The sequence below is a fragment of the Methylotenera mobilis 13 genome (genome assembly GCF_000384255.1).
GTDB classification, from domain to species: Bacteria; Pseudomonadota; Gammaproteobacteria; order Burkholderiales; family Methylophilaceae; genus Methylotenera; species Methylotenera mobilis_B.
Window position 1 is genome coordinate 2,273,373 of record NZ_KB913035.1, and the last position, 25,437, is coordinate 2,298,809.

Genomic DNA, 25,437 nt, shown 5'->3' on the forward strand with positions numbered 1-25,437 from the left:
AGGCTGCATTACATGATTGATATGATCTCTTCACTAAAAACAGTAACACTTCACACATAATCATTGGTTTAGTAAGAAAATTGGCTGATAATAGCCAACTTAATTATTAATGCTCATTAACACCATAATGTCATCAACCCCTAGCAGCAACACCAAACGCTCAGCACTCACACTTGCCGCACTTGGCGTGGTGTTTGGCGATATCGGCACAAGTCCTCTGTATACACTTAAAGAAGTCTTTTCAGTCGGGGTGCACCCAGTTCCGCTGACCGAAATCAATATGTTCGGTATTTTGTCGCTCATTGTTTGGGCGCTTATTCTGGTTGTGTCTATTAAATATGTCGCGTTTATTATGCGAGCAGATAACCGCGGTGAAGGTGGCATCATGGCGCTGCTAGCGCTCGCCAGCCGCAACGTGGCGGACGACGCAAAAAAACAGCGCAATATTATGTTGCTAGGGATTCTAGGCGCCTGTATGTTTTATGCCGATGGCATTATTACACCGGCCATTTCTGTGTTATCAGCTGTCGAGGGATTAGAAGTCGCAGCCCCTATTCTGCACCCGCTGATACTCCCCATTACATTAGTTGTGCTCTTCCTATTATTTTGGGCGCAAAGCAAAGGCACTGCCCTGGTTGGCGCTTTTTTTGGGCCTATTATGCTACTTTGGTTTAGCACATTAGCCATACTGGGTATTAATGGCATCATGCAATACCCGACGATACTGAACGCCCTTAATCCAATTTATGCCATTCACTTCTTTCAATTAAGCCCATGGATCGCTTTTGTCGCGTTAGGTGCTGTGGTGTTAGCTGTTACGGGCGCGGAGGCACTGTATGCAGACATGGGACACTTTGGACGCTCCCCCATCCGATTGGCCTGGTTTGGTTTTGTCTTACCTGCATTAATCCTCAACTACTTTGGGCAAGGTGCTTTAATACTAAAAAACCCAGAAACCGTTAAAAACCCATTTTATTTACTTGCACCAGAGTGGATGTTATTTCCACTCATCATCTTAGCAACATTGGCCGCAGTGATCGCCTCTCAAGCAGTCATTACTGGTGCATTTTCTGTGTCACGCCAAGCATTACAACTGGGCTTTTTGCCGCGTATGCATGTGTCACACACATCTGAAAGCCAGCAAGGTCAAATCTACATGCCACGAGTCAATTGGGGGCTCATGCTCGCAGTCATGGTGCTAGTGATTGGATTTGGCTCATCTGGTGATCTAGCAGCAGCTTATGGGATCGCGGTCACAGGCGATATGATTATCACCACACTACTAGCAGGCATTGTGTTCCACAATCTTTGGGGCTGGAGCAAACTACGCACTGGCGCGTTAATCGCCATATTTTTAACTGTTGATATTGCATTCTTTAGTGCAAACGTACTTAAAATTCCAGATGGTGGATGGGTTCCTCTTATCATTGGTGTCATTATTTTCACTTTGATGATTACTTGGAAAACTGGTAGAACCATGCTTTACAAGCATCTTAAAAATGAAGCGATGGCCCTAGACCCATTTATTGAAGCAATCAGCGCACACCCTCCCGCACGCGTATCGGGTACCGCGTTATTTATGACACCAAATCCAGAGGGTGTGCCACATGCCATGCTTCACAATTTAAAGCACAATAAAGTACTGCATGAAAAAGTCGTCATATTGACGGTTAAGTTTTTAGATTTCCCACGTATTCCTGTGGAAGATCGGGTGACGGTTGAAGTGTTACCGCACGAGTTTTACCGTGTCACAGTGCATTACGGATTTAAAGACGAACCAGACTTACCAAGAGATTTGGCTTTATGTGCAGAAAAAGGTCTAGTATTAGAAGCAATGGATACTTCTTACTTTATTGGTAAAGAAATTTTAATTGCACATGAATCATCCGAAATGGCTTACTGGCGTAAAAAAATATTTATCGGCCTATTTAGAAGCGCAGAAACGATTACCAACCAATTCAAACTTCCGCCTAACCGCGTCGTTGAACTTGGCACACAGGTGACCTTCTAAGCTGATAAGATTAAATGTAAAGTTTGTTTAATTACCGCACAGCATTAAACCAAAACAGATATAGCGCGTTAACACTTAAATAAATCATACGGATTAATAAAAATGACTCATCTATTTACAACCAAAAAGTTTAGCATACTGATCGCAGCTATTTTAATAGGGCATTTAAGTAGCTGCGCTACTACTACAAAAGACAGCGTATCTGGGGTAAGCCGCTCACAGTTGCTACTGTTACCAGAATCACAAGTCACAGACATGTCAACACAGGCGTACACCCAAACACTGCAAGAGGCTGAAAAGAAAAAAACCCTCAATGCCAACAAAGCACAGCTTGATCGCGTGCGCAAAATCTCTAACAGACTCATTGCGCAAGTCGGCGTATTTAGACCAGATGCTACCCAATGGAAATGGGAAGTGAATGTAGAAAAGAACGATGAGCTTAACGCCTACTGCATGCCGGGCGGAAAAATCATGGTGTATACAGGCCTAATTGATAAATTAAAAACCACTGATGATGAGCTAGCGGCGGTCATCGGGCATGAAATCGCTCATGCACTGCGTGAGCATGGGCGTGAACGCATGTCTCAAGCGTATGTTCAGCAATTTGGCTTGCAAGCACTAGGCGTAGTGCTATCCTCAAGCACTAGCGCTGCTATTGGTAATGCTTCAGTACAAGCCGCAAGTATGGGCTCACAATTATTCTTTGCGCTTCCTAATGGGCGTGAGCAAGAGCGAGAGTCTGACAGAATCGGCCTAGAACTCGCTGCACGTGCAGGTTATAACCCTGATGCAGCGGTAACACTATGGCAAAAAATGGAGGCACAAGGTGGTGCAAAACCACCTGAATTTTTAAGCACTCACCCGGCTAGTGCAAGTCGTATTGCAGAATTGCGCGCACTTGCGCCTAAAGTAAGACCACTGTACGACGCTGCAAAAAAATAATCCCGATTGAAAGGTATTCGTTAAAGCGCACAGCGTAAGTTGTGCGCTTTATTTTTGGGCTATTGCCCTGTTTGAGTTAAAATGTCGCATTGTTCAATTTACCAACTTATTCAAAATTAATAGAGACTTTTATGGACCCACGTCAAAGCATTATCGAAGCCGCGTTTGAAGACCGCGCAAACATTAATCCTAGCAACGCATCTGCTGAAATAAAATCAACAGTAGCCTCTGTGATTGCAGATTTAGATAGCGGAAAACTACGTGTTGCTAGCCGTGTTGCTGATACGCAACAATGGGAAACACACCAATGGTTGAAAAAAGCAGTATTGCTTTCATTCCGCTTGGATGACAACGTATTGATGGATGATGGTGTTACTAAATATTTTGACAAAGTTCCACCAAAATTTGCAGATTACTCAGAAGAAGACTTCAAAGCAGGCGGTTTCCGCGTAGTACCTAACGCTATTGTACGTCGCGGCTCATTTATCGGTAAAAATGCGGTATTAATGCCTTCATACGTTAACATTGGTGCTTATGTAGGCGAAGGCACAATGGTAGACACATGGGCTACAGTAGGCTCATGTGCTCAAATCGGTAAAAATGTACACTTGAGCGGCGGCGTAGGCATTGGTGGCGTATTAGAGCCAGTACAAGCCGGCCCAACTATTATTGGTGACAACTGTTTTATCGGCGCTCGCTCTGAAGTGGTTGAAGGCGTGATTGTTGAAGACAACTGCGTGATTTCAATGGGTGTTTACATTGGTCAATCTACCAAAATCTACGACCGCGAAACAGGTGAAGTATTCTACGGCCGTGTACCAGCTGGCTCTGTTGTAGTGTCAGGTAACTTGCCATCAAAAGATGGCAGCTACAGCCTTTACTGTGCAGTGATCGTGAAAAAAGTAGATGCTAAAACATTAGGTAAAGTAGGCATTAACGAATTACTTCGTGGTATTTAAGCTTTAAGAAAAGCCCAAAATATAATGCTTACCCTTTATGGCATTCCCAATTGCAACACCGTTAAAAAAGCCCGCACTTGGCTTGATGAAAATGGTGTTGCCTATACTTTTCATGATTTCAAAAAATCAGGCATTGATGCAGTAACGATTCAACAGTGGCTGACCCAATACCCCTGGGAAAAACTGATCAACCGTGCTGGCCTTACTTGGCGAGGTCTTGATGACGCCACCAAATCCAGCATTGCAGATAACGCATCTGCCACAGCACTCATGCAAGCGAAAGCCTCAGTCATCAAACGTCCAGTACTTGTGAAAGAGAGCAACGTCATTTGCTTGGGCTTCGATGAAAACATATACAGAGAAACCTTTAAATCATGAGCTCAACTTTAGCGTTAGCAATCGACCTTCTACAACGTCAATCTAACACGCCACTAGATGCTGGCTGCCAAGAGCTGATGATTTCACGTTTGGAACCATTGGGCTTCAAAATCGAGCGCATGCGCTTTGGTGACGTTGATAACTTTTATGCTCGCCGTGGCACATCCGCTCCACTACTCGTATTTGCAGGCCATACAGACGTGGTGCCAACAGGCCCATTAGATAAATGGCACACCCCTCCGTTTGAACCAACCATTAAAGACGGCATGCTCTACGCGCGCGGTGCAGCAGACATGAAAACCTCTTTGGCTGCGTTTATCACCAGTATTGAAGCGTTTGTGGCTGAAAATCCAAATCATCAAGGTTCTATTGGCTTATTAATCACTTCAGATGAAGAAGGTATCGCGGTTAACGGTACCGTCAAAGTGGTTGAAGCACTAAAAGCACGTGGTGAATTGATTGATTACTGTATCGTTGGTGAACCAACCAGTAATAAAAAAGTGGGTGACATGATTAAAAATGGTCGTCGCGGCTCACTTTCTGGCAATTTGGTGGTTAAAGGGATACAAGGCCACATTGCTTATCCGCACTTAGTCAAGAACCCGATTCACCTAGTGGCTCCCGCTATTAAAGATATGGTGGAGACTGTATGGGACAACGGCAACGAGTATTTTCCACCTACCTCTTGGCAAATATCCAACATGAACGGTGGCACTGGCGCGACTAATGTTGTGCCAGGTGAAGTAGAGATTCTATTCAACTTTAGATTCTGCCCGGAACTTGATGGCGCAGGTAGCACTGAACAAAACCTTAGAAGCCGCGTGCACGCAATTTTAGACAAGCATGCACTGGAGTACAGCCTAGAATGGGAATACTCCCCTCCTTACATCACGCCACGCGGCAATCTTGTAGAGGCCATTTCTGGTGCAATTGAGCAGGCTTACGGCATTACGCCAGAACTCTCTACAACGGGTGGCACCTCTGACGGCCGCTTTATCGCAGACATTTGCAAACAAGTGATTGAGTTTGGTCCGCTCAATGCAACCATCCATAAACTAAATGAATGTGTAGGCGTTGCAGATATAGAACCACTCAAACAAACCTATCAATTAACCATGGAAAAGCTTTTAAAATAGGTCGTTAAAATATATAGCGCTGTTCAATAAGAACAGCCGCACATTTTAGACGCTCAATACAATCGCTGACAAGAAACAATGACCTACAATCAAGAAACCACCGAACTACTGACAATCCGTGATTGGCTCAGATTTGCAGTAAGTCAATTTGAAGCCTCTGACATTTTTTACGGGCACGGCACTGATAACAGTTATGATGAAGCGGTGTGGCTAGTGATGGGGGCGTTGCATCTACCTCATGACACACTGAACAATTTTTTAGACGCAAAACTCACCAATAGCGAACGCAATAAACTTGCCAGCTTTATTGAACAACGTATCACTAAACATACACCAACCGCCTATCTGCTGAAAGAGTCTTGGCTGCAAGGCTTTAAGTTTTTCGTTGATGAGCGCGTACTAATTCCACGCTCATTTATTGCTGAACTGCTGGTTAATGATGGTTTACAACCTTGGATTGAATTCCCAGAACTAATTAATAGCGCTGCCGATATTTGCACTGGTAGCGGATGTTTAGGTGTGTTGCTGGCTGATGCATACCCAGAAGCGAGTGTGGATGTTATTGATATTTCTCAAGATGCAATTGATGTATGCAATATCAATATCAAAAATTATGGCTTAGAAGACCGTATCACGGCAATCAAGTCTGACATGTTTAGCCAACTTAAAGGTAAACAATACGACTTAATTATTAGCAATCCACCATACGTAGATGCACCATCTATGGCAGCGTTACCTGCAGAATATCGCAATGAGCCACAACTAGCACTTGGCAGTGGTGATGCCGGCTTAGATCATACACATACCATTTTGCGTGAAGCAGCAAACCACCTTACCGACGATGGTGTGCTAATCGTTGAAATTGGCCACAATCGTGATGCGCTTTTAGAGGCATATCCAGACCTACCATTTACTTGGTTAGAGGTATCTTCGGGTGATGAGTTTGTATTTTTACTCACTCGCGATCAGCTGCAATCGATATAGCAATCAGCTGTATGTTCAAAAGCCTGCATAACCTGCATCAGGCAGAAGGTAAGTTTTTGCTTTCTGCAATGCTGGTATTTCACTCGCTACTCCCAATAGCGGCTCAGGCAGAGCACGCCCATACAGACCAACCGGATTTAACACAAGCATCGCTCGAGCATTTACTTCAACTGGAAGTCACTACAGCGTCGAAAATTGCTCGCCAAGTCAGTGATGCACGTTCCGCTGTGAGCATTGTCACTGCAGACGATATCAAAACTTACGGCTATCGTACATTGGCAGAAATTTTAAGTAGTATGCGCGGACTTAACATTACCAATGACCGTTCCTATGACTTTCTTGGTGGCCGAGGCTATAGCAGCCCTGGCGACTATAGTGGCCGTATCATGTTGCTGGTAGATGGTATACAAATGAATGACAATGTATACAACCAGTCTTACCTAGGCAACGATGGCATCGTCGATACTGAACTAATAGAGCGGGTAGAGTATGTGTCAGGACCAGGCTCTGTTGCTTATGGTAACAATGCGTTTTTTGGCATCATTAACATTATCACTAAAAATGGAAATGATTTTAATGGTGGCCAAACTGCACTCTCAACAGGAAGCTATAACACGCAAAAAGCGAGAGCTACTTATGGAAAGCGACTAAACAATGGTATAGATTTAGTCGTTTCTGCATCAGGACTTAATAGCGAAGGCCAGTCACTTCGCTTTCCCGAAACTAACAATGGGGTTGCTCGACACTTAGATTCGCAGCAAAACCAACGTCTATTTACCAAAATACAAGATGACTCTTGGTCAGTTAATGCAGGCTATAGTAGCCGTTATAAGGAAATTCCTACTGCACCCTATGGTGCAGATTTTAATCGTAGATACGCTTATGATGATACAACTAAGTTCATATCAGGCCAGTATCACAGCAACCTGTCAAACCATCTTAAAATTTCTCTACAAACAGATTACAGCGACTACTTCTATGACGGAAGATCTACCTTTAGCGGTGAGAAGGTATTAGAAAATGCAACTGGTAGAAAATGGGGAACAGAAGCAAAATTTTTCGCCAGCTGGTTTACAGGTCACCAACTCATTTTTGGTGCTGCATATCGTGACGATTATGAAAGAAAAATCTCTACCCCTGCGATATCATCTAATCGTGGGCGCCAAAGCACAAGCCTATATCTGCAAGATGAAATCACCTTACGCAACAATCTGTGGCTTAACTTAGGCACACGATATGATTACTTCACAGATGATGGCGATGCTATCTCACCTAGTATTGCTATTATTTACGAGCCAATTCCATCATACACATTACGCTTATCGCATAACGTAGGTCATCGCACACCTACCGCATATGAAAAGTATTTTGCTGATGGTCACGCTCAAACACCTAATTACGATCTTAAAATGGAAAAAGTATCAGCGACAGAACTGATTGCAGAGCGTCGTTGGAGTAATCGTTCACGTCTGCTTGCTACAATATATCAACAATCTACTGACAACATGATTAGTAGTACGGCTTATAACAACATCCAATACTTTAATGCAAGCGGCACTTACACGCACGGCATCGAGTTTGAGTTTGAGCACCATGCGGAAATGGGCACCCATGTGCGCACAAGCTATGCTTACCAAAACTCCAGAGATGCTGAAGGTGAATGGGCAGCAAACTCACCGCACCACCTGGCTAAATTAAACCTATCCGCACCGCTATTTCACAGCGCACTAAGAGTAGGTCTAGAATTACAGGCAGTCTCCAGACGAACATCTGCACTGAATCAAAATGCTAGCGGCTATGCTATTAGCAACATCACCATCAGTGCCAACCAAGTATTGCCTCATCTGGATGCAGCGTTAACAGTACGCAACGTATTTAACAAACGTTATGACCATATTGCACCAGACTACATTTCACCCATCGCTTTTGTAGCACAAGATGGTAGAAACCTCTGGCTACAATTAACTTACGGGTTTCAATAACAATGCGTCGGCTAGCTTGCTTGATAGTCGCACTGGTTGGCCTACCGTTTGTATCCATTGGCATTGCTGGGCCCTTACCTGAATACGCCATGAAAGCGGCGTTTGTTTATAATTTCACGCTTTTTACTGAATGGCCAACGCTGCCGAACAACACACTAAAAATCTGCACCCTAGAGTCAGATGCATTAAAACATGAGCTCGAAAAATTTAGAATCCATCAACCGCATGGTGCAACACTACTCATCAGTAAAATATCCAATATTGAAGCAATCAAAGATTGTCAGGCACTTTATCTCTCTGAAGAAGATAAACAGCGGATTCCAGTGATATTGTCGCTATTAGAGAACACACCAGTACTCACAATTACCGACGTACCTGAACTGATGGGCAAAGGTGTGATGATTGGCATCAAAACCGACAATAAACGTATTGTTTTTGAAGTAAATACTCTGGCTGCAAAAAAATCCAATTTATACTTAAGCTCAAAATTACTGAGCCTAGCAAAAGTGGTTTATTAAGGCATAATCAGTTTACTAGCTAATTTAATCATTCATGTTGCTACAAGATTTAAAAATTGGAAATAAACTACTGCTGATTAACCTGATTGCGGCGAGCATTTCAATGATGATGCTCGTCATTTGTATTGCAATTATCGCTTTCCATAGCAACCGAACCAATTTGATTCACGACCTTAATGCAGAAGCGCATATTCTCAGTGAAAATTTAACGGCGTCGCTTGCTTTCAACGACACAAAATCGGCACAAACACTACTAGAGGCTTTGCGCTGGTCGCCCCATATTAAACAAGTAGTGATATTAGACAACCAAGGTATTCTATTCTCTAAATATCCATCAGACAGCACTCTGACATTGAATGAGGCTGATACATTATCAAGCTACCTGTCTAGCGTCTCCATCCAGCAACCCATTAAAATAGGTAAGCAAGAAGTTGGCCGAATTCAGATGAATGCAACACTAGAACATGTCTACAGCCAACTACAAAAATTCCTACTACTCACCATGTTCTCAATGTTGCTAGCGGGAATACTAGGTGCGTTTATGATTCGACGTTTACAAAAGTATTTAACAAAACCAATTATTGGTCTGACTAAGTCCATGCGGCTCGTTTCCAGCACTGACAATTACGCATTACGTTTTAACTTAGAGAGTAAAGATGAGCTAGGTGAATTAGCTACTGGTTTTAACACCATGTTAAGCACTATCCAGTCACATGAAGCTGAGTTAGATTCAGAGCTAGCTTTACGCATGCAGGCTGAAAACCGTCTTCAGCAACTTGCTTATTATGATGAAGTCACCAAGCTTCCTAATCGCCATCATTTCAATGAGAGAATGGCAAAAGTAGTCGCATCGTCCTTAGAAAACAAGGTACTTTGCTGCATCATGGTGATAGATCTTGATGACTTCAAAATAGTGAACGACACGCTAGGACACCATATCGGCGATGATTTGCTTTATGCTGTTGGTGAACGACTAAGCCATGATCTGCGCGTAGAAGATATACTCTGCCGTATTGGCGGTGATGAGTTTGCTTTAATCTTGGACAATCTACCCAGCATCAAGCACGCCCAACACGTTGCACAAAAAATCATTCGGCTAATGGCACTTCCTTTTATATTAGAGGACAGAGAAGTATTTATCGGCGCCAGTATTGGTATCAGCTTTTGCCCTAATGACGCAACCAGCATCCCGGTTTTGCTACGTAATGCAGATACAGCAATGTACAACGCTAAAAAGCTTGGGAAGAACTATTGTCAGATGTATCTACCAGAAATGGAAGCCAAAAATATCCGACGCTTTGCACTGGAGAGCGCATTGCACCGCGCATTAGATAACAAAGAGCTGTTTTTGCACTACCAACCACAAATTGATATCAAAACTAATCAAGTCACTGGCTTTGAGGCATTATTACGCTGGAACAATCCAGAACTTGGCCTCATCAGTCCCGTGGACTTTATCCCACTCGCTGAAGATATTGGTCTGATTATTCCAATCGGTGAATTTGTTTTATATCAAGCATGTCTACAATCTCAGCAATGGCGGGAGCGTTATCAAATTGATACCGCCATGAGTGTTAATTTGTCTGGTCGCCAATTAATACAAACCAATATTGTTGAGCGCATCATTAGTATTGTGAACTCAACCAGACTGCCCTCTCATCTAGTGACTATCGAGTTAACAGAAAGTATCCTGATGGATCACTCAAAAGAAACGCTTAGTAAGCTTGAAAAGCTATCGGCATCTGGCTTTACAATTTCTATTGATGACTTCGGTACTGGATACTCCTCAATGAGCTACCTCAAACGCTACCCGATTGATATTCTAAAAATTGACCGTAGCTTTGTGTCTGACCTCCCTGATGACGCTAATGACGTGGCAATTACTCAGGCGATTATTGCACTAGGTAAAAACTTAGGGATGAAATTGGTGGCTGAAGGTGTTGAAACTGAAGCACAACTTGCATTTCTAAAAATACATCACTGCGACACTGCGCAGGGCTACCTACACAGCCGCCCTATTCCTGCAAATGAAGCTGAACATTACCTGATTGCGCTCAGCGAAGCTAAACATGACGTCGCAATAGAAAAGAATCTAATTTAAAACACTACCAAAAATTTAATTTTCTGACGACTTTTGCGCCCTTCATGACATGATTACTGCTCATCACTAAAAATGCTCTCTCATACTAAAATAATCTAAATAATCACATTGCGCCTATAATTCAACCTTATATCGAGGCTAATTCGCATAAATAGCAGAAAGTGCACTAAAGTCAGTCATAATCACGACTCAACAAGCAGTAAATTGTATTTATACACAACTAACACCAAGGCTATACCATTTTGAACAACACCCCAACCATTAGCTGGCAAGAAGCTGGCAAAACTAAAACCAGTATCTGGCACTCTGAAAATGAAACACCCGCACCTAAAAAAGTACAAATTGCGGATGACACAATCAAAGCAGATGCCGCATATAAACTATGCTGTGAAGGTACTGCGCTTTTATGGCGAGGGGACTTTCAAAATGCAAAACAGCTGATGCAGGCCATTTCCCGCAGAATAGACCGCCCAGGTAAAAAACCTAAAAAAGCGCCTGCCAATATGACCGAGGCCTTCCATTTACACCGCCAAGCCCAGTCTCAAAAGGCTAGAATTTTAGGGATGCTATTATTGGAAGTGAGCGTCGGCTACCACATCAACCTACGCCGTGCACCAGATATCAAAGCCGCCTGTGAGCATGCTTATGGTAAAAGTACACAATCATTTATCGTGTCTTTACGTGAAATCTTAGGTTTAATCGGCGCTTATGAGTGGAGCAAAAATGGCGTAGAAATTAGCGTCATCAACAATAAAATTCACCCAAGCTACGGTGTGTTTTCACCGATACGTGGTGAGTACTTAACGCTAGTTGATACAGCACCATTACCTACCACTTGCACGACGGCGTTTGACATTGGTACCGGCACCGGCGTGCTGGCAGCGATACTGGCAAACCGGGGCGTAAAAACGGTCATCGCAACCGACAACTCGCAACGTGCTTTAGACTGCGCGCAAAAGAACATCAATCAGCTTGTCATGAAAAATGCAGTGACAGTTCTCAATGCTAACTTATTTCCAGATGATTCCTATGGCAAAGCTGACCTGATTGTATGCAACCCGCCATGGTTGCCAGCAAGACCAAGCTCAGTGCTAGAATCTGCAATCTATGATGAAAATAGCCAAATGTTAAAAGGCTTCTTAACGGGCCTTCAAGCACATTTAAACGACACTGGTGAAGGCTGGTTAATACTTTCAGACTTTGCTGAACACTTAGGCTTAAGAACACGCGACGAACTACTAGCGTGGATAAGCGCAGCAGATTTAAAAGTGATTGATAAAATGGATACAAAGGCATCGCATAACAAAACACTTGATGCTAGCGATCCACTACATGCCGCAAGAAAAGCTGAAGTCACTTCATTGTGGCGACTAGGTAAAGCTTAACCCTCGTATTTAAAATGCAAATGCGGCGCATGGAGAATCCTTGATCTAATCGAAAAAAGGGCTAAAGAATAAACCTTTAGCCCTTTTTTACGAATAGACCCAAACCAGACACAACTCTTATATAAACTTATCAACTGAACAGAGTCATAGTCTCTAGTTTTTTTTAAAAATCAGCAATACAAACTAACCACGCCCACGATTTCTATCACTCTTCTTCTGCATCTGTGGCGCACTTAAATCACTCGTCTGGCGCACGCGTCGATTTGCAGCGGGTCTTCTTGGTGCTGGTTTCTTAGTAGCAGGACTACGTTTAGCCTCTGATTTCCCACGATAACCTTTAGTCTCACCTTCAGCAGCGTCACGAGGTGGTCTGTCTAATGCACTAATACGCTGTTTACGTACTTTAGGCGTAAATACCGCCGTTGACTTCAATTTCTCGCGTTGTGTTAATTGCCTTAACGGCGCCTTAGGTACTGGTAGATCTGCCCACTCTAATAAACCAACGACTTCTTTTTGTTCTAATTTAAGCATTTTTCCGCGTTTAACGCGTGGCGGCAAGTTCACTGGGCCAAAGCGTACGCGCATTAATCGACTTACTGGCAATTGGAACGCTTCAAACAATCTACGCACCTCACGGTTACGGCCTTCACGCAAAATTACTTGATACCAGTGATTAGCGCCCTCACCACCTTGTGGAATGATACTGTCGAAATTAGCGGGTCCATCCTCAAGCTCAATGCCTTCTTTAAGTTGCGCAATTTGACCTTCTGTCAGTTCACCAAAAATACGTACCGCATATTCACGCTCAACCTCATAACGCGGGTGCATAAAACGATTAGCCAACTCGCCGGAAGTGGTAAATATTAGCAGACCGCTCGTGTTCATGTCTAAACGACCAATCGCAATCCACTTGCCATTTTTCACTTTTGGCAACTTATCAAACACGCTGGCTCGGCCCTCGGGGTCATCCTGACTAACAATTTCCCCCTCTGGTTTATGGTAAATCAAGACTTGTGGTAATTCAGCCTCAAACGGCAAACGTAATGGACGACTATCCAAACGCACCACATCATGCTCAGTCACACCCGCACCTACTGTGGCTACCTGACCGTTAACAGTCACACGTCCGCTAGCAATCAACTCTTCCATATCGCGGCGCGAACCCAAGCCAGCAAGCGCCAACAGCTTATGTAATCTTTGTGTTGGTACCGCTGGCGCATTTGGATCAACTGGTAGTGGCGTGAAGTTTGTAGTTGGTCTGCGTACGGGACGTTGCGGATCGCGTTGTTGCTTAAAAGGACGTGCCATGATAATTCGCTAATTTGATTGAATGTTGCAATTTTACCGCAGATAAAGTGAATCGCAGTAGATAAAATGGATTAATCACGACTTCTAGTGATTTGACAGATGCTTAAGCTTATTTACATCATTTCAGCGATGTTAAAGATGCTCACTTACGTTAAAGAAACGTACTATATTTCGCCCTGCACGAAAGCATCCATCGGGGGCAACTCTGCTAAAGAGCGCAAGTTAAAATCATCTAAAAAATGTTTGGTTGTTGCGTATAAAGATGGGCGCCCAGGCACTTCGCGCTGACCGACCACATCAACCCAATCACGCTCTTGTAGCTGCCGCATGACGTTTGGGTTGACCGTCACTCCGCGAATCTCTTCAATATCCCCACGCGTGACTGGCTGACGATAAGCAATAATGGCTAGGGTTTCCATCACTGCACGGGAATACTTAGCCTGCTTTTCAGGATTAAGTCGTGTGAGATAAATCGAATATTCTTCTCGTGCCTGAAATCGATACCCAGAAGCAACCTGCACTAACTCCATGGTACGCTCTGTCCAGTCCTGCCTTAACTCATCAAGTAGCATACGCAGGGTTGCACGTTCCATACGCTCAGCAAACAAACGTAACATATCATCTAAAGACAAGGGCTGATGCGAGGTAAGCAATGCTACCTCGAGTACATTTTTCAATTCACGAATATTACTGGTTTCACTCATCGCCGTTTATTTGCACATAAATAGGTGAAAAAGCCTGTTGCTGTGTAATTCGTAATAACCCCTCACGAGCAAGCTCTAATATTGCCAAAAAACATACAACCAACTTCGGTATACCGTCATTCACCACATCAAACAGTTGAGTAAACTCAAGCATGCGGTCAGATTTAAGGCGCCGTAATATCATACTCATATGCTCACGCACTGAAAGTTCAGCACGCCCAACTTTGTGATGCTGAAAATGGCTAGCCCGTTTTAGGACATTACGCCATGCTTCGGCAAGGTCATCTAAACTTACTTCTGGTGGTTTTACCAAACTGATATGCTGGAAATAAACACTAGCTACATGAATGCCATCACCGACTTTAGGCATTTCATCTAATCGCTGCGCAACAAGCTTAATTGCTTCATACTCCATCAAGCGCCTCACCAATTCAGCACGTGGGTCATCCTCTTCCAAGACTTCTGTAGGCTTGGGTAATAACATGCGTGACTTAATTTCAATCAGCATCGCTGACATGAGTAAATAGTCACCAGCCAGCTCTAGCTTAATGGCACGCATTTTCTCTACATACACCATGTATTGGCGAGTTAAATCCGCCATTGGAATATCAAGAATATCTAAATTGTGCTTGCGAATTAAATACAGCAGTAAATCCAGAGGCCCTTCAAAGGCGTCTAAATACACCTCTAATGCATCAGGTGGAATATACAAATCCTTGGGTAAGGTCGTAAATTCCTCACCCTTGATTTTTGCATTGAGTGGGGTATCTATCAAAGCAGTATGCGCTAGTTGTAATTTAAACCCATAGCATCACGCACATCACGCATGGTTTCGCGTGCAAGCTTTCTGGCACGCTCACAACCATCAGCAACGATATTTTTCACCAGTGTTGGGTCTTCAGCGTATTCCGCAGCGCGCTCTTGAATCGGTTTCAACTCTTTTAACACGCCTTCAATCACTGGCCCCTTACATTCAATACAACCGATGCTAGCGCCTTTGCAGCCGGTTTGCACCCAATCCTGGGTAGACTTATCTGAGTAAATTTCATGCAGTTGCCAAACAGGACATTTTGCAGGGTCACCTGGATCCGTACGGCGAATACGTGCAGGGTCAGTCGGCATGGTTTTGATTTTCTTAGCAACACTATCTACATCTTCACGTAATGAAATCGTGTTGTTGTAAGATTTAGACATTTTCTGACCGTCTAACCCTGGCATTTTTGATGCAGGGGTCAGTTTGTAATCAGGTTCAATCAGAATCATCTTGCCGCCACCCTCAAGGTAACCAAGCAAACGCTCTTTATCGCCCATGCTCATGCCTTGTTGTTCTTGAATCATGGCACGTGCCGTCTCTAACGCCTCTTCATCACCGCTTTGTTGGTAGGCGGTACGCATTTCCTGATAGAGCGAACCACGTTTGCTGCCAAGTTTTTTAATAGCAGCTTCTGCTTTCTCTTCAAAACCTTTTTCTTTGCCATAAATATGATTAAAACGACGTGCAATCTCACGTGTAAATTCAATATGCGGGATTTGGTCTTCACCCACAGGCACTTGTGTTGCCTTATAGATCAAGATATCTGCACTTTGCAGTAATGGATAACCTAAAAAGCCATAGGTTGATAAATCTTTGCTTGATAATTTCTCTTGCTGATCTTTATAGGTAGGTACGCGCTCTAGCCAGCTCAATGGGGTAATCATTGAGAGCAATGTATGCAGCTCAGCATGCTCAGGCACGCGAGATTGAATAAAAATAGTTGCACTGGCAGGGTCAACCCCAGCAGCTAACCAGTCAATCACCATTTCCCACACGCTCTCTTCAATCACTTCAGGGGTATCGTAGTGCGTAGTTAAAGCATGCCAATCGGCAACAAAAAACAAACATTCATGTTCATGCTGCAAGCGTATCCAGTTTTTCAACACACCGTTATAGTGCCCTAAATGCAGATTTCCTGTAGGGCGCATGCCCGATAAAACGCGTTCTATTGCCATGTGATGAAAAACCCTAAAATAAATATGTGCTTATTATACTAACTATGCTTGTAAAACAATCATACAAAACCTACAAAATACTCACCAGCAAGCCATTAACAATAGCGATCAATGGTTGCAATATGCTCCCTAGTACACCAGTAAATAAAAGTACAATCAAAATAACAAAACCATACGGCTCAATATTAGCGAAAGGTCGCGCATAACGATAGGGGAGCAAGCTCACCGCAATTCTACCGCCATCCAGCGGCGGCAAAGGTAGTAAATTAAGCACCATGAGGATGACATTAATCGCAACACCAGCTTTAGCCATGAGCGCTAAAGGGTTAGCAATTGCTTCTGGCGCAAACACAGAATACTTAAGCGCCAACACCCAAAACACAGCCATTACAAAGTTTGAGGCTGGCCCTGCTGCTGCAACCCAAAGCATATCTTTTTTAGGATTACGTAAGCGGCCAAAATCAACAGGAACAGGTTTTGCCCAACCGAATAAAATACCACCCAGCATAATGGTGAGGGCCGGTAGCAAAATCGTACCAAAAGGATCAATATGTTTAATCGGATTAAGGGTAATCCTCCCTGCATTAAAGGCAGTCATATCTCCGAAATGCTTTGCCACGTAGCCATGTGCGGCTTCGTGCACCGTGATGGCAAAAATCACGGGTAACGCATAAATCGCTATTTTTTGTATTATCGTTAATTCCATCAACGGCTCTATCTTTAATTGTTAAGCAGGCATTTATCAGCTAGAGCGATTAACGCCAACAAGCTAATGCCTAATCAATCCATTTTAAAAAGAAAATGGGCTTAGGTCGCCCAAACCTTCACGAATCAGCACAGGACTATCCCCTGTTAAATCAATCACCGTAGTCGCGCCAGCTTCACAATGCTCGACTTCAATCACCAAATCCACGACATGCTCCAGACGTTCACGAATCTCCCATGGCACCATCATCGAGGTGTCTTCCTCGTTTGGCAGGCTTAGCGTCATGCTTAGCATCGGTGTATCTATCGCCTCTAACAAAGCTTGCACTACATGATGGTCAGGCACACGGATGCCTATTGTACTGCGCTTAGGATGCTGCAATTTACGGGGCACTTCACGTGTAGCATTTAAAATAAACGTATAAGCACCTGGCGTATTCGCTTTCAAGAGGCGAAACTGACTATTGCTTACCACCGCATAATTACCTAGCTCACTTAAGTTTCGGCACATTAAGGTAAATAAATGTTTATCATCTACCGCACGAATTTGACGTATACGCATTTGCGCATCCGCATGCCCAAGCATACATCCTAGCGCATAACCAGAATCTGTAGGGTAAACAATCACACCGCCTTTACGCAAAATATCAGCAGTTTGTGCAATTAAACGTGGCTGAGGGTTACTCAAATTAATATTAAAAAATTGCGACATGTATCCCTATTTTCTATCTGTTTATTCGTTACGATTACTGTACATTTGGCAATTTTTGAACACTAGTCAAACTCTGAATATCCGCCCAATCATGCCATACAGGAACACAGCCACTTGGCAAGGCTGGCAGACGACCCATTTCCATAAAGCTAATGCCTTTACCATGATAATCTGAACCTTGTGATGCTTTCAAACCAAATAATTGCGCATATTTTGCATACTCAACATACTGTGCGGCAGTGTGGCTTCCAGTCACTACCTCAATGGCCGAGCCACCAAGTGCTCTGAACTCTTCAAGCAACAATAACATATTAGTTCGCCGTATATCATAGCGCCCAGGGTGGGCCAACACAGCAACACCTCCAGCGTTTACAATCAAACTAACGGCTGATTCTAAATCCATCCATTGGTGATCTACAAAGCCAGGCTTGCCTTTTACCAGATATTTTTTAAATACAGACTTAGGGTCTTTAGCGTACTTATGTTCCACTAGAAAACGTGCAAAATGCATACGTGTCAGTATGCTTTGTTTAGCATATGCTGAAGCCCCTTCAAAACTGCCATGAATCCCAGATTTTTCTAAACCCGAAGCCATCTGTCTTGCTCTATCTAGCCTACTTTGCCGCACTGAAGCTAATTCCGTCTTTAGCGCCTCATTATCCACATCAATATTTAATCCTACGATATGCAACGTGCGTTTCTTCCAAGTAACAGAAATCTCCACACCGTTAATCAACTGGATACCATGCAAGCGAGCAGCTTGACTTGCCTCAGACAAGCCACTGATGTCATCATGATCCGTCAACGCTAACACATTAACGCCATGTTCTGCCGCATGCGCAACTAGCTCGGTTGGAGAAAATAAACCATCAGAAATATTGGAGTGTGAATGTAAATCTATCATTAAACGATTAGTAATAAACGACTTGCGCCAGCTCAACCCCTAAGAAAGCATCTACCACTAAGACGTATCTAGCATTTTAATCAATTAAAATTACGCCTTGCAGATGAGTAACTATAATAGCAAAATAGCACATTCGGCTAAAGTATTGTTTTTAGATTTGTTTTAGCGTCTAGCTTAGCAACTAGGCATGCTAAATTTTCATTTATTTAAGTTATCTTTTATTTAAGCCATCCTTTATTAAAGAGTGAATATGAAGTTTCTGTTTGATTTATTTCCCGTTATTTTGTTTTTTGTTGCTTTCAAATTTTTTGGTATTTTCACTGCAACGGCAGTGGCAATTGTTGCAACACTCGCACAAATTATTTATGTCAAAATCAAACATGGCGTTGTTGAAAAAATGCTATTACTCAGTGGTGTCATCATCACCGTGTTTGGCGGCGCAACGTTGCTACTTAAAGACCCGACATTTATTCAATGGAAACCAAGCATCTTATATTGGTTGTTTGCAGCGGGATTACTCGCGTCTCAATTTATCTTTAACAAGAATCCAATGCGTAGCCTAATGGAAAAACAAGTCAAACTACCAGACAATGTCTGGTCTAATCTCAACATCGCTTGGTCACTACTCTTCACTGCACTTGGTTTTATTAACCTATATGTAGCATTTAACTACTCGCAAGATACATGGGTAAACTTTAAGCTTTTCGGCATTACCGGCATCATGTTTGGCTTTATTATTGTGCAAACCATCATGATAAGTAAATACCTACCAAAAGAGGACAGCTCAATAGAGAACAAAAATGGAGATGCTGAATAATGTGGTATGCCATCATTGCTGAAGACACTCCCAACAGCTTAGAAAAAAGATTAGCCGCTAGGCCAGAACATCTTAGTAGATTGCAGACACTGCAAAATGCAGGTCGATTGCTTCTCGCAGGTCCTTTTCCAAGTATTGATAGCAACGACCCAGGCCCTGCAGGGTTCTCAGGAAGTTTGATCGTCGCTGAATTTGCAAGCATTGAAGAGGCAACCACATGGGCAAACAACGACCCGTTCGTGGCTACTGGCGTTTACGGCAAAGTAACAGTGAAACCTTTTAGAAAAACACTACCCTAACTAACTAGATTGAACATAACTTATCCACAATGATTGATGAAATTAAAAACCGCCTACAGGCTTTAGCGCCTACCTCTGTTGATTTAATAGATGAAAGTGCTCAGCACGCAGGCCACAAAGGCAATGGCGGGGGCGGTCACTACAAACTCAATATCACAAGCTCGCATTTTTGTGGTAAATCACAGATAATGCGTCATCGCCTTGTTTATCAGGCGCTTGCTGACTTAATACCACACAAGGTTCATGCACTGAGTATTCATGCAATTGCAACAGATGAAATTTAGAATACGTGACTAGTTTGTTAACTAAATTTAATACTCTAAAATTTAATACTTAAGGATTCTTTACTAATGAAATTCACCCAAACATTAATTGCCGTTGCTATTCTATCAATGACTCCATCAGCTTTCGCAGCAGATGCAGTCGCAACAGTAAATGGTAAGCAAGTTAAACAATCACTCTATGACGTTATCGTAAAAGACGTCACTGCAAACGGCCAAAAAGTTGATGCAAATACCAAAGCCGCCATTATTGATGAACTTGTCAGCTCTGAACTTGTGTATCAAGAAGCCCAAAGACTAGGCTTAGATAAACAAGCTGATTATATTGCACGCGAAGAACTAGCAAGCCGCAAATTACTTACTAGCGTTTTTTTACAAGACTATGTTAAAAAACACCCTATTTCTGATGCTGACACAAAAGCCGCTTACGAAAAATACAAAACTGCTTATGGCGACAAAGAATACAGTGCTCGTCATATTCTAGTGAAAACAGAAACAGAAGCTAAAGATATTATTGCGCAACTTGGTAAGGGTGGCGACTTTGCAAAAATTGCAAAAGAAAAATCTTTGGATCCAGGCTCAAAAGAAAAAGGTGGTGACTTAGGTTGGTTCTCTCCAGCTACGATGGTTAAGCCATTCAGCGACGTGGTTGCTAACTTGCAAAAAGGGGCGACTTCAAACACGCCTGTGCAAACTCAATTTGGCTGGCATGTTATCAAACTGGTTGATACTCGCGCAGCTCAACCGCTAGCTTATGACAAACTAAAAGACGGTTTACAAAAAAACCTGCAGCAACGCAACTTAGAAAAACTCATGAGCGACTTACGTAGCAAAGCAAAAATAGACGTTAGCAAATAAATCTAAGCTTAATTGAAAGGCTCCAGTGATGGGGCCTTTATTTCTTAGATAACACTCGCTATTTTTTGGTCGTCACCTGCACTTTCCTTTAAATTATGCGATAATAAGAATTGTTATCATCTACAAAATGCATCATTATCACTATATGCAATTTTTATCACAACTAAAAGCCGGACAACGAGCTATTATCTCTGCCATAGAAGCTGATGAATCTTTGTTTCATCGCCTATCGGCGCTGGGTTTTCGCGTAGGAAAACCTTTAAGCATCATGCGCCGCGCCAGCTTCAACGGCCCACTACATGTGCGCCTTGGCACTACAGATGTCATACTGCGTGTCAAAGAAGCCGACCGCATTCAAATCAACGCAATATAAAGTTAAAAAGATGAAGCGTATTGCGCTACTCGGCATGCCGAACACTGGAAAATCCACGCTATTTAATCGCATCAGCGGTGCTTCTGCACGCGTAGGCAATTGGCCTGGCATCACCGTTGATTTAATGAGCGCAAAAATATTGCTAGGCGGCAATATTGTCGAACTGATTGATTTACCTGGCATTTATGATCTTCACGGCTTTTCAGAGGATGAACAAGTAGTCAGGCACTTCATCACAAACAATCCAGTCAATTTATTGGTGGTATTGCTTAATAGTACGCAAATTGATCGTCAGCTATCACTGTTATTACAAATTAAAAAACTGGGCTTTCCAATTGTGCTAGCGCTAAATATGGCGGATGAAGCCAAGCGCGCGGGCATTACGATTGATACAGAAAGTTTAAGTCAAACCCTAGGTTTGCCGGTTATCCAGATTAGTGCAAAATATGGTGATGGTTTACCAAAAGCATTAGAAGCTGCCACGTCTATTATCAATCAGCAAAGTACGACGACTAACCCACAAAGCATTAGTTTGCTACTTCAAGAAGACCATGATATTGAGCATGAAATGCATGAGCTTATTCAGCAGCATGTTCAAATTCCAGCAACACTGACTGATGATACAACCGACAAGATAGATAAAGTGCTATTGCATAAATGGTTCGGTTTACCACTCTTTTTTGTTGCCATGTTTTTACTGTTTCAGTTTATCTTTACAGTAGGTGCACCTATACAAGATGGCCTAGCTTGGTTGTTAGACTTGATTCGTGCTGACTTGCTAGATCCTCTCTTTGCCAATTCACCTAAGTGGTTAAGTGGGCTGATGTTAGATGGTGTTTATAATGGTGTAGCTACCGTGGCAGCATTCGTGCCCATCATTATTTTATTTTTCTTAGTGATGTCCATGGTAGAAGACAGTGGTTACTTATCTCGCGCGGCTTTTCTAATGGATGCAATTATGGCAAAAATGGGCTTAGATGGCCGTGGTTTTGTCATGATGCTCATGGGCTTCGGATGTAACGTGCCAGCCATCATGGGCACAAGAATCATGCGCTCTCGTAGCATGCGCTTACTCACCATGCTCGTTATCCCGCTTTCATTGTGCTCAGCCAGAATGCAAGTATTTATCTTTATGATCGCAGCGTTATTTAGCCCAAGCTATGCACCATTAGTACTATTTTCACTATACGTGATGAGCTTCTTCACCATGTTTTTAACGGCGGTCTTATTCCAGAATCAATATAAAAATACAGAGCCTTTTATTTTAGAATTGCCGCCTTATCGCTTCCCAACCCCTCGCCAGATTGTGCTAAGAGGCTGGCATGAAGTGAAGCACTTCCTTAATAGAGCGAGCAAATTTATCGTATTTGGCGTTGTGCTAGTATGGTTGCTGACTAACTTCCCTAGCAACGTGGCTCCCGCAAGCGTAGAGACCTATGCTGGACAAATCGGCGTATTCTTTGCCCCAATACTTGACCCAATCGGCATTAATCATGAACTTGCGATTGCACTAATTTTTGGCTTTGTTGCTAAAGAAATTGTGGTGGGTGCACTTGCCGTCATATATGGTTTGCAAGGTGATGCACTGATGGCACAAATGGCAACGCAAATCGACTGGGTTCAGGCGATGAGCTTTATGCTATTCACGTTGATTTATACGCCGTGTCTATCTACGATTGCAACGATTAAAAATGAATCCAAAAGCGCTGCCTTTATGTGGCTATCCATCGTTTGGTCTTTAGGCCTCGCGTGGATTATCAGCTTTGCTTTTTACCAAAGCGCGCGTTTACTCGGGTTTTAAGGCCGCTACAATCAGGATTAGCCATCAACATGATGGCTAATCCTGAGACTGTCTCGTCATAAAATCTAGCTCTAGTCATGACATAGCTTTACAATGTGGCATGAGTAATCAAGCCTAAGCCGCATTAAATCGTGACCAACCCATCTCATATTATTTACCCTGCTAAAGTTGCCATCATCGGCGGCGGTCCTGCTGGTTTAATGGCAGCAGAAACCTTAAGCCTCGCAGGTATCCACGTAGATCTATACGATGCGATGCCTACCGTGGGGCGTAAATTTCTGATGGCTGGTAAAGGTGGTATGAATATCACTCATTCAGAAGCTTCAACTCCTTTCCTGTCACGCTATGGCACCCGCCAAGCGCATATTGCCCCACTCCTTAACGTCATGGAGCCACAGGCACTACGTCAGTGGATACATGCGCTTGGAATTAACACGTTTGTGGGCTCCTCTGGTCGTGTTTTTCCAACGGACATGAAAGCCGCTCCGCTATTGCGCGCTTGGTTACATCGTTTACGTGAAGCTGGTGTTAATTTTCATATGCGCCACCGCTGGATCGGTTGGGACAATCGTAAACTAAAGTTCAGCGCTCCAAATGGAGAAGTAACGTATGAAGCCGATGCGGTTGTATTCGCTTTAGGTGGTGGTAGCTGGGCACGGTTAGGCTCAGACGGCGCTTGGGTCAAGTTATTTAATCAGCATGGGATAGCAGTATCAGCATTAAAACCTGCTAATTGTGGCTTCAATACCAATTGGAGTGAACACTTCACCTCTCGTTATGCTGGATCACCGCTTAAGACTATCGCAGTATCAACGATTGATGAGCACGGTCAGTATCACCGTAAACCAGGTGAATGTATGGTGACAGCACATGGTATTGAAGGTAGCTTAATTTATGCACTCTCTGCGAACATTCGTAACACAATAGATAATTATGGCGAAGCGACCATCTATTTAGATCTACTACCTGACAGACCATTAGAGCAGGTACTTGCTGATGTGAGTCACCCTCGCGGCTCACGCTCGCTATCAAGCCACCTCCAAAGCAGGCTTGGTGTCAAAGGCATTAAAGCAGGCATACTAAGAGAGCTGGTATCAGCTGAGGACTATACGAACCCGGTTAAGCTAGGCAACGCAATTAAATCCCTTCCACTAAAGCTAACTTCAGCACGCCCCATTGACGAAGCGATTAGCAGTGCTGGCGGTGTTGATTTTGAATGCTTAAATGAGCAACTAATGATAAAAGCATTACCAGGTGTATTCTGTGCTGGAGAAATGTTAGATTGGGAAGCCCCCACTGGTGGCTATTTACTGACGGCGTGCTTCGCATCTGGGCGCAGCGCTGGCTTGGGCGTAATAGACTGGTTAAAAACTAACAATTAGCCTTGTACATTATGCGCAGCTAACAGTTATGTTCGAAACATAAAATAAACAGCGGCCATCAAACAAAGCCCCGCCCATAAGAAATCAAGCTTCATTGGCGCTTGCATATAAAAGACTGCAAATGGAACAAATACGCTGAGAGTAATCACCTCTTGCAATATCTTAAGCTGCGCGAGCGACATGACAGTAAAACCTATACGGTTTGCCGGCACCTGAAACAAATACTCAAGGAGGGCAACACCCCAACTAACGAGTGCAGCAATTATCCAAGGTTTATTATTCAGGTTTTTTAGATGGGCATACCATGCAAACGTCATAAATACGTTAGAAATGGTGAGGAGTAGGATTGTTTTTAAAATAACGGGCATAAGCTAGCAGTACCTAGATTTCAGTTAGCCTAAGCAGGGCATGTTTACTCACGTTGGTGCAGCATAGTCGCATCTTAAACGTGTCCATGCCCAATCAATCACTAAACTGCAGCTTCGCCTGTTTCGCCTGTTCTGATACGCACAACTTGCTCTATGTTACTCACAAAAATCTTGCCATCGCCAATTTTACCGGTATGGGCTGCAGTAATAATAGCGTCAACCGCAGGCTCAACAATGGCATCTGCTACCACTAGCTCAAGTTTGATTTTAGGTAAAAAATCAACCACATACTCAGCACCACGGTACAGTTCAGTATGACCCTTTTGGCGACCAAAGCCTTTTACCTCTGTTACTGTTAAGCCATTTACACCAATTTCAGAAAGCGCCTCACGCACTTCATCCAACTTAAACGGCTTAATAATCGCTTCGATTTTTTTCATACCAGCAAACTCCTAAAAGTATTTAGTTTCTATAATTGTATTAATTTATCACTTACAATGCTCTTACTTTATATAGTAGATAATTGCTAACTATATTAAT

Annotated in this window: 26 protein-coding genes; 17 read left to right on the forward strand and 9 right to left on the reverse strand. The window is 43.2% G+C overall.

Annotated features, from left to right (window positions below):
• The first annotated feature begins 127 nt into the window (after nt 1-127).
• The 10 genes from A391_RS0110785 (at nt 128) to A391_RS0110830 (ending at nt 12,396) form a co-directional block, all read left to right on the forward strand.
• The gene (locus tag A391_RS0110785) at nt 128-2,011 is read left to right on the forward strand and encodes a potassium transporter Kup (protein WP_029144134.1); all 1,884 of its coding nucleotides are present in this window, start codon (nt 128-130) and stop codon (nt 2,009-2,011) included.
• A 102-nt stretch (nt 2,012-2,113) separates the two neighbouring features.
• Nucleotides 2,114-2,953, forward strand: coding sequence for a M48 family metallopeptidase (locus A391_RS0110790; RefSeq protein WP_019899317.1), 840 nt, complete (start codon nt 2,114-2,116; stop codon nt 2,951-2,953).
• Between the two features lie 131 nt (nt 2,954-3,084).
• On the forward strand, nt 3,085-3,912 hold the full coding sequence (gene dapD, locus A391_RS0110795; RefSeq protein ID WP_019899318.1) for a 2,3,4,5-tetrahydropyridine-2,6-dicarboxylate N-succinyltransferase: 828 nt from the start codon (nt 3,085-3,087) through the stop codon (nt 3,910-3,912).
• A gap of 24 nt (nt 3,913-3,936) precedes the next feature.
• Nucleotides 3,937-4,290, forward strand: a complete 354-nt coding sequence (locus A391_RS0110800) for an ArsC family reductase (protein ID WP_019899319.1) — start codon at nt 3,937-3,939, stop codon at nt 4,288-4,290.
• Nucleotides 4,287-5,426, forward strand: coding sequence for a succinyl-diaminopimelate desuccinylase (gene dapE, locus A391_RS0110805; protein WP_019899320.1), 1,140 nt, complete (start codon nt 4,287-4,289; stop codon nt 5,424-5,426). Before A391_RS0110800 ends, dapE begins: the two co-directional genes overlap by 4 nt.
• A 78-nt stretch (nt 5,427-5,504) precedes the next feature.
• Entirely contained in the window at nt 5,505-6,410 is a 906-nt protein-coding gene (gene prmB / locus A391_RS0110810) for a 50S ribosomal protein L3 N(5)-glutamine methyltransferase (RefSeq protein ID WP_019899322.1), read from the forward strand.
• An 11-nt stretch (nt 6,411-6,421) separates the two neighbouring features.
• On the forward strand, nt 6,422-8,392 hold the full coding sequence (locus tag A391_RS0110815) for a TonB-dependent receptor plug domain-containing protein (protein WP_019899323.1): 1,971 nt from the start codon (nt 6,422-6,424) through the stop codon (nt 8,390-8,392).
• A gap of 20 nt (nt 8,393-8,412) precedes the next feature.
• Nucleotides 8,413-8,910 carry a YfiR family protein gene (locus A391_RS0110820; protein WP_157261354.1) on the forward strand — a complete coding sequence of 166 codons (498 nt, stop codon included), beginning with the start codon at nt 8,413-8,415 and terminating at the stop codon, nt 8,908-8,910.
• 34 nt (nt 8,911-8,944) lie between these two features.
• The gene (locus A391_RS0110825; protein WP_019899326.1) at nt 8,945-11,011 is read left to right on the forward strand and encodes an EAL domain-containing protein; all 2,067 of its coding nucleotides are present in this window, start codon (nt 8,945-8,947) and stop codon (nt 11,009-11,011) included.
• Nucleotides 11,012-11,253: 242 nt separating this feature from the next.
• Nucleotides 11,254-12,396: a N5-glutamine methyltransferase family protein gene (locus A391_RS0110830; protein ID WP_019899328.1), complete on the forward strand. Its 1,143-nt coding sequence runs from the start codon at nt 11,254-11,256 to the stop codon at nt 12,394-12,396.
• A 183-nt stretch (nt 12,397-12,579) separates the two neighbouring features.
• Here A391_RS0110830 and A391_RS0110835 read toward each other — a convergent pair whose 3' ends face one another.
• From A391_RS0110835 to A391_RS0110865, 7 genes are all read right to left on the reverse strand, one after another.
• Nucleotides 12,580-13,704, reverse strand: a complete 1,125-nt coding sequence (locus A391_RS0110835) for a pseudouridine synthase (protein WP_019899329.1) — start codon at nt 13,702-13,704, stop codon at nt 12,580-12,582.
• A gap of 164 nt (nt 13,705-13,868) precedes the next feature.
• Nucleotides 13,869-14,408, reverse strand: a complete 540-nt coding sequence (scpB, locus tag A391_RS0110840) for an SMC-Scp complex subunit ScpB (RefSeq protein WP_019899330.1) — start codon at nt 14,406-14,408, stop codon at nt 13,869-13,871.
• On the reverse strand, nt 14,401-15,183 hold the full coding sequence (locus tag A391_RS0110845; RefSeq protein WP_019899331.1) for a segregation and condensation protein A: 783 nt from the start codon (nt 15,181-15,183) through the stop codon (nt 14,401-14,403). Before A391_RS0110845 ends, scpB begins: the two co-directional genes overlap by 8 nt.
• Before the next feature lie 11 nt (nt 15,184-15,194).
• Nucleotides 15,195-16,397 carry a tryptophan--tRNA ligase gene (locus A391_RS0110850; protein WP_019899332.1) on the reverse strand — a complete coding sequence of 401 codons (1,203 nt, stop codon included), beginning with the start codon at nt 16,395-16,397 and terminating at the stop codon, nt 15,195-15,197.
• Nucleotides 16,398-16,467: 70 nt separating this feature from the next.
• On the reverse strand, nt 16,468-17,103 hold the full coding sequence (locus A391_RS0110855) for a site-2 protease family protein (protein WP_019899333.1): 636 nt from the start codon (nt 17,101-17,103) through the stop codon (nt 16,468-16,470).
• 84 nt (nt 17,104-17,187) lie between these two features.
• Nucleotides 17,188-17,814 carry an L-threonylcarbamoyladenylate synthase gene (locus A391_RS0110860; RefSeq protein ID WP_019899334.1) on the reverse strand — a complete coding sequence of 209 codons (627 nt, stop codon included), beginning with the start codon at nt 17,812-17,814 and terminating at the stop codon, nt 17,188-17,190.
• Between the two features lie 34 nt (nt 17,815-17,848).
• Nucleotides 17,849-18,718, reverse strand: a complete 870-nt coding sequence (locus A391_RS0110865; RefSeq protein ID WP_036316801.1) for a 3',5'-nucleoside bisphosphate phosphatase — start codon at nt 18,716-18,718, stop codon at nt 17,849-17,851.
• Nucleotides 18,719-18,968: 250 nt separating this feature from the next.
• Between A391_RS0110865 and A391_RS0110870 the strand changes: the two genes are divergently transcribed.
• The 7 genes from A391_RS0110870 (at nt 18,969) to A391_RS0110900 (ending at nt 24,529) form a co-directional block, all read left to right on the forward strand.
• Complete coding sequence (locus tag A391_RS0110870) at nt 18,969-19,535, forward strand: septation protein A (protein WP_019899336.1); 567 nt, start codon at nt 18,969-18,971, stop codon at nt 19,533-19,535.
• Nucleotides 19,535-19,834: a YciI family protein gene (locus tag A391_RS0110875; RefSeq protein ID WP_019899339.1), complete on the forward strand. Its 300-nt coding sequence runs from the start codon at nt 19,535-19,537 to the stop codon at nt 19,832-19,834. The genes A391_RS0110870 and A391_RS0110875 overlap by 1 nt, the downstream gene beginning before the upstream one ends.
• A 29-nt stretch (nt 19,835-19,863) precedes the next feature.
• A complete protein-coding gene (locus tag A391_RS0110880) occupies nt 19,864-20,118 on the forward strand; it encodes a BolA family protein (RefSeq protein WP_019899340.1) in 255 nt (84 codons plus the stop codon).
• Nucleotides 20,119-20,184: 66 nt separating this feature from the next.
• Entirely contained in the window at nt 20,185-20,973 is a 789-nt protein-coding gene (locus A391_RS0110885) for a peptidylprolyl isomerase (RefSeq protein ID WP_019899341.1), read from the forward strand.
• 145 nt (nt 20,974-21,118) lie between these two features.
• Complete coding sequence (locus tag A391_RS0110890; RefSeq protein WP_019899342.1) at nt 21,119-21,346, forward strand: FeoA family protein; 228 nt, start codon at nt 21,119-21,121, stop codon at nt 21,344-21,346.
• A gap of 10 nt (nt 21,347-21,356) precedes the next feature.
• A complete protein-coding gene (gene feoB, locus A391_RS0110895; protein WP_019899343.1) occupies nt 21,357-23,147 on the forward strand; it encodes a ferrous iron transport protein B in 1,791 nt (596 codons plus the stop codon).
• 131 nt (nt 23,148-23,278) lie between these two features.
• On the forward strand, nt 23,279-24,529 hold the full coding sequence (locus A391_RS0110900; protein ID WP_019899344.1) for a TIGR03862 family flavoprotein: 1,251 nt from the start codon (nt 23,279-23,281) through the stop codon (nt 24,527-24,529).
• Between the two features lie 26 nt (nt 24,530-24,555).
• Here the strand turns inward: A391_RS0110900 and A391_RS0110905 are convergent, their stop codons facing one another.
• Both A391_RS0110905 and A391_RS0110910 read right to left on the reverse strand, forming a co-directional pair.
• Entirely contained in the window at nt 24,556-24,897 is a 342-nt protein-coding gene (locus tag A391_RS0110905) for a DMT family protein (protein ID WP_019899345.1), read from the reverse strand.
• A 101-nt stretch (nt 24,898-24,998) separates the two neighbouring features.
• A complete protein-coding gene (locus A391_RS0110910) occupies nt 24,999-25,337 on the reverse strand; it encodes a P-II family nitrogen regulator (protein ID WP_019899346.1) in 339 nt (112 codons plus the stop codon).
• Between the last annotated feature and the right edge of the window lie 100 nt (nt 25,338-25,437).

Coding starts and splice junctions, on each gene's coding strand:
- A391_RS0110785 (WP_029144134.1), top strand. CDS start 128: ATGTCATCAACCCCTAGCAGCAACACCAAACGCTCAGCACTCACACTT.
- A391_RS0110790 (WP_019899317.1), top strand. CDS start 2,114: ATGACTCATCTATTTACAACCAAAAAGTTTAGCATACTGATCGCAGCT.
- dapD (WP_019899318.1), top strand. CDS start 3,085: ATGGACCCACGTCAAAGCATTATCGAAGCCGCGTTTGAAGACCGCGCA.
- A391_RS0110800 (WP_019899319.1), top strand. CDS start 3,937: ATGCTTACCCTTTATGGCATTCCCAATTGCAACACCGTTAAAAAAGCC.
- dapE (WP_019899320.1), top strand. CDS start 4,287: ATGAGCTCAACTTTAGCGTTAGCAATCGACCTTCTACAACGTCAATCT.
- prmB (WP_019899322.1), top strand. CDS start 5,505: ATGACCTACAATCAAGAAACCACCGAACTACTGACAATCCGTGATTGG.
- A391_RS0110815 (WP_019899323.1), top strand. CDS start 6,422: ATGTTCAAAAGCCTGCATAACCTGCATCAGGCAGAAGGTAAGTTTTTG.
- A391_RS0110825 (WP_019899326.1), top strand. CDS start 8,945: ATGTTGCTACAAGATTTAAAAATTGGAAATAAACTACTGCTGATTAAC.
- A391_RS0110835 (WP_019899329.1), bottom strand. CDS start 13,704: ATGGCACGTCCTTTTAAGCAACAACGCGATCCGCAACGTCCCGTACGC.
- scpB (WP_019899330.1), bottom strand. CDS start 14,408: ATGAGTGAAACCAGTAATATTCGTGAATTGAAAAATGTACTCGAGGTA.
- A391_RS0110850 (WP_019899332.1), bottom strand. CDS start 16,397: ATGGCAATAGAACGCGTTTTATCGGGCATGCGCCCTACAGGAAATCTG.
- A391_RS0110855 (WP_019899333.1), bottom strand. CDS start 17,103: ATGGAATTAACGATAATACAAAAAATAGCGATTTATGCGTTACCCGTG.
- A391_RS0110860 (WP_019899334.1), bottom strand. CDS start 17,814: ATGTCGCAATTTTTTAATATTAATTTGAGTAACCCTCAGCCACGTTTA.
- A391_RS0110865 (WP_036316801.1), bottom strand. CDS start 18,718: ATGATAGATTTACATTCACACTCCAATATTTCTGATGGTTTATTTTCT.
- A391_RS0110870 (WP_019899336.1), top strand. CDS start 18,969: ATGAAGTTTCTGTTTGATTTATTTCCCGTTATTTTGTTTTTTGTTGCT.
- A391_RS0110875 (WP_019899339.1), top strand. CDS start 19,535: ATGTGGTATGCCATCATTGCTGAAGACACTCCCAACAGCTTAGAAAAA.
- A391_RS0110880 (WP_019899340.1), top strand. CDS start 19,864: ATGATTGATGAAATTAAAAACCGCCTACAGGCTTTAGCGCCTACCTCT.
- A391_RS0110885 (WP_019899341.1), top strand. CDS start 20,185: ATGAAATTCACCCAAACATTAATTGCCGTTGCTATTCTATCAATGACT.
- A391_RS0110890 (WP_019899342.1), top strand. CDS start 21,119: ATGCAATTTTTATCACAACTAAAAGCCGGACAACGAGCTATTATCTCT.
- feoB (WP_019899343.1), top strand. CDS start 21,357: ATGAAGCGTATTGCGCTACTCGGCATGCCGAACACTGGAAAATCCACG.
- A391_RS0110905 (WP_019899345.1), bottom strand. CDS start 24,897: ATGCCCGTTATTTTAAAAACAATCCTACTCCTCACCATTTCTAACGTA.
- A391_RS0110910 (WP_019899346.1), bottom strand. CDS start 25,337: ATGAAAAAAATCGAAGCGATTATTAAGCCGTTTAAGTTGGATGAAGTG.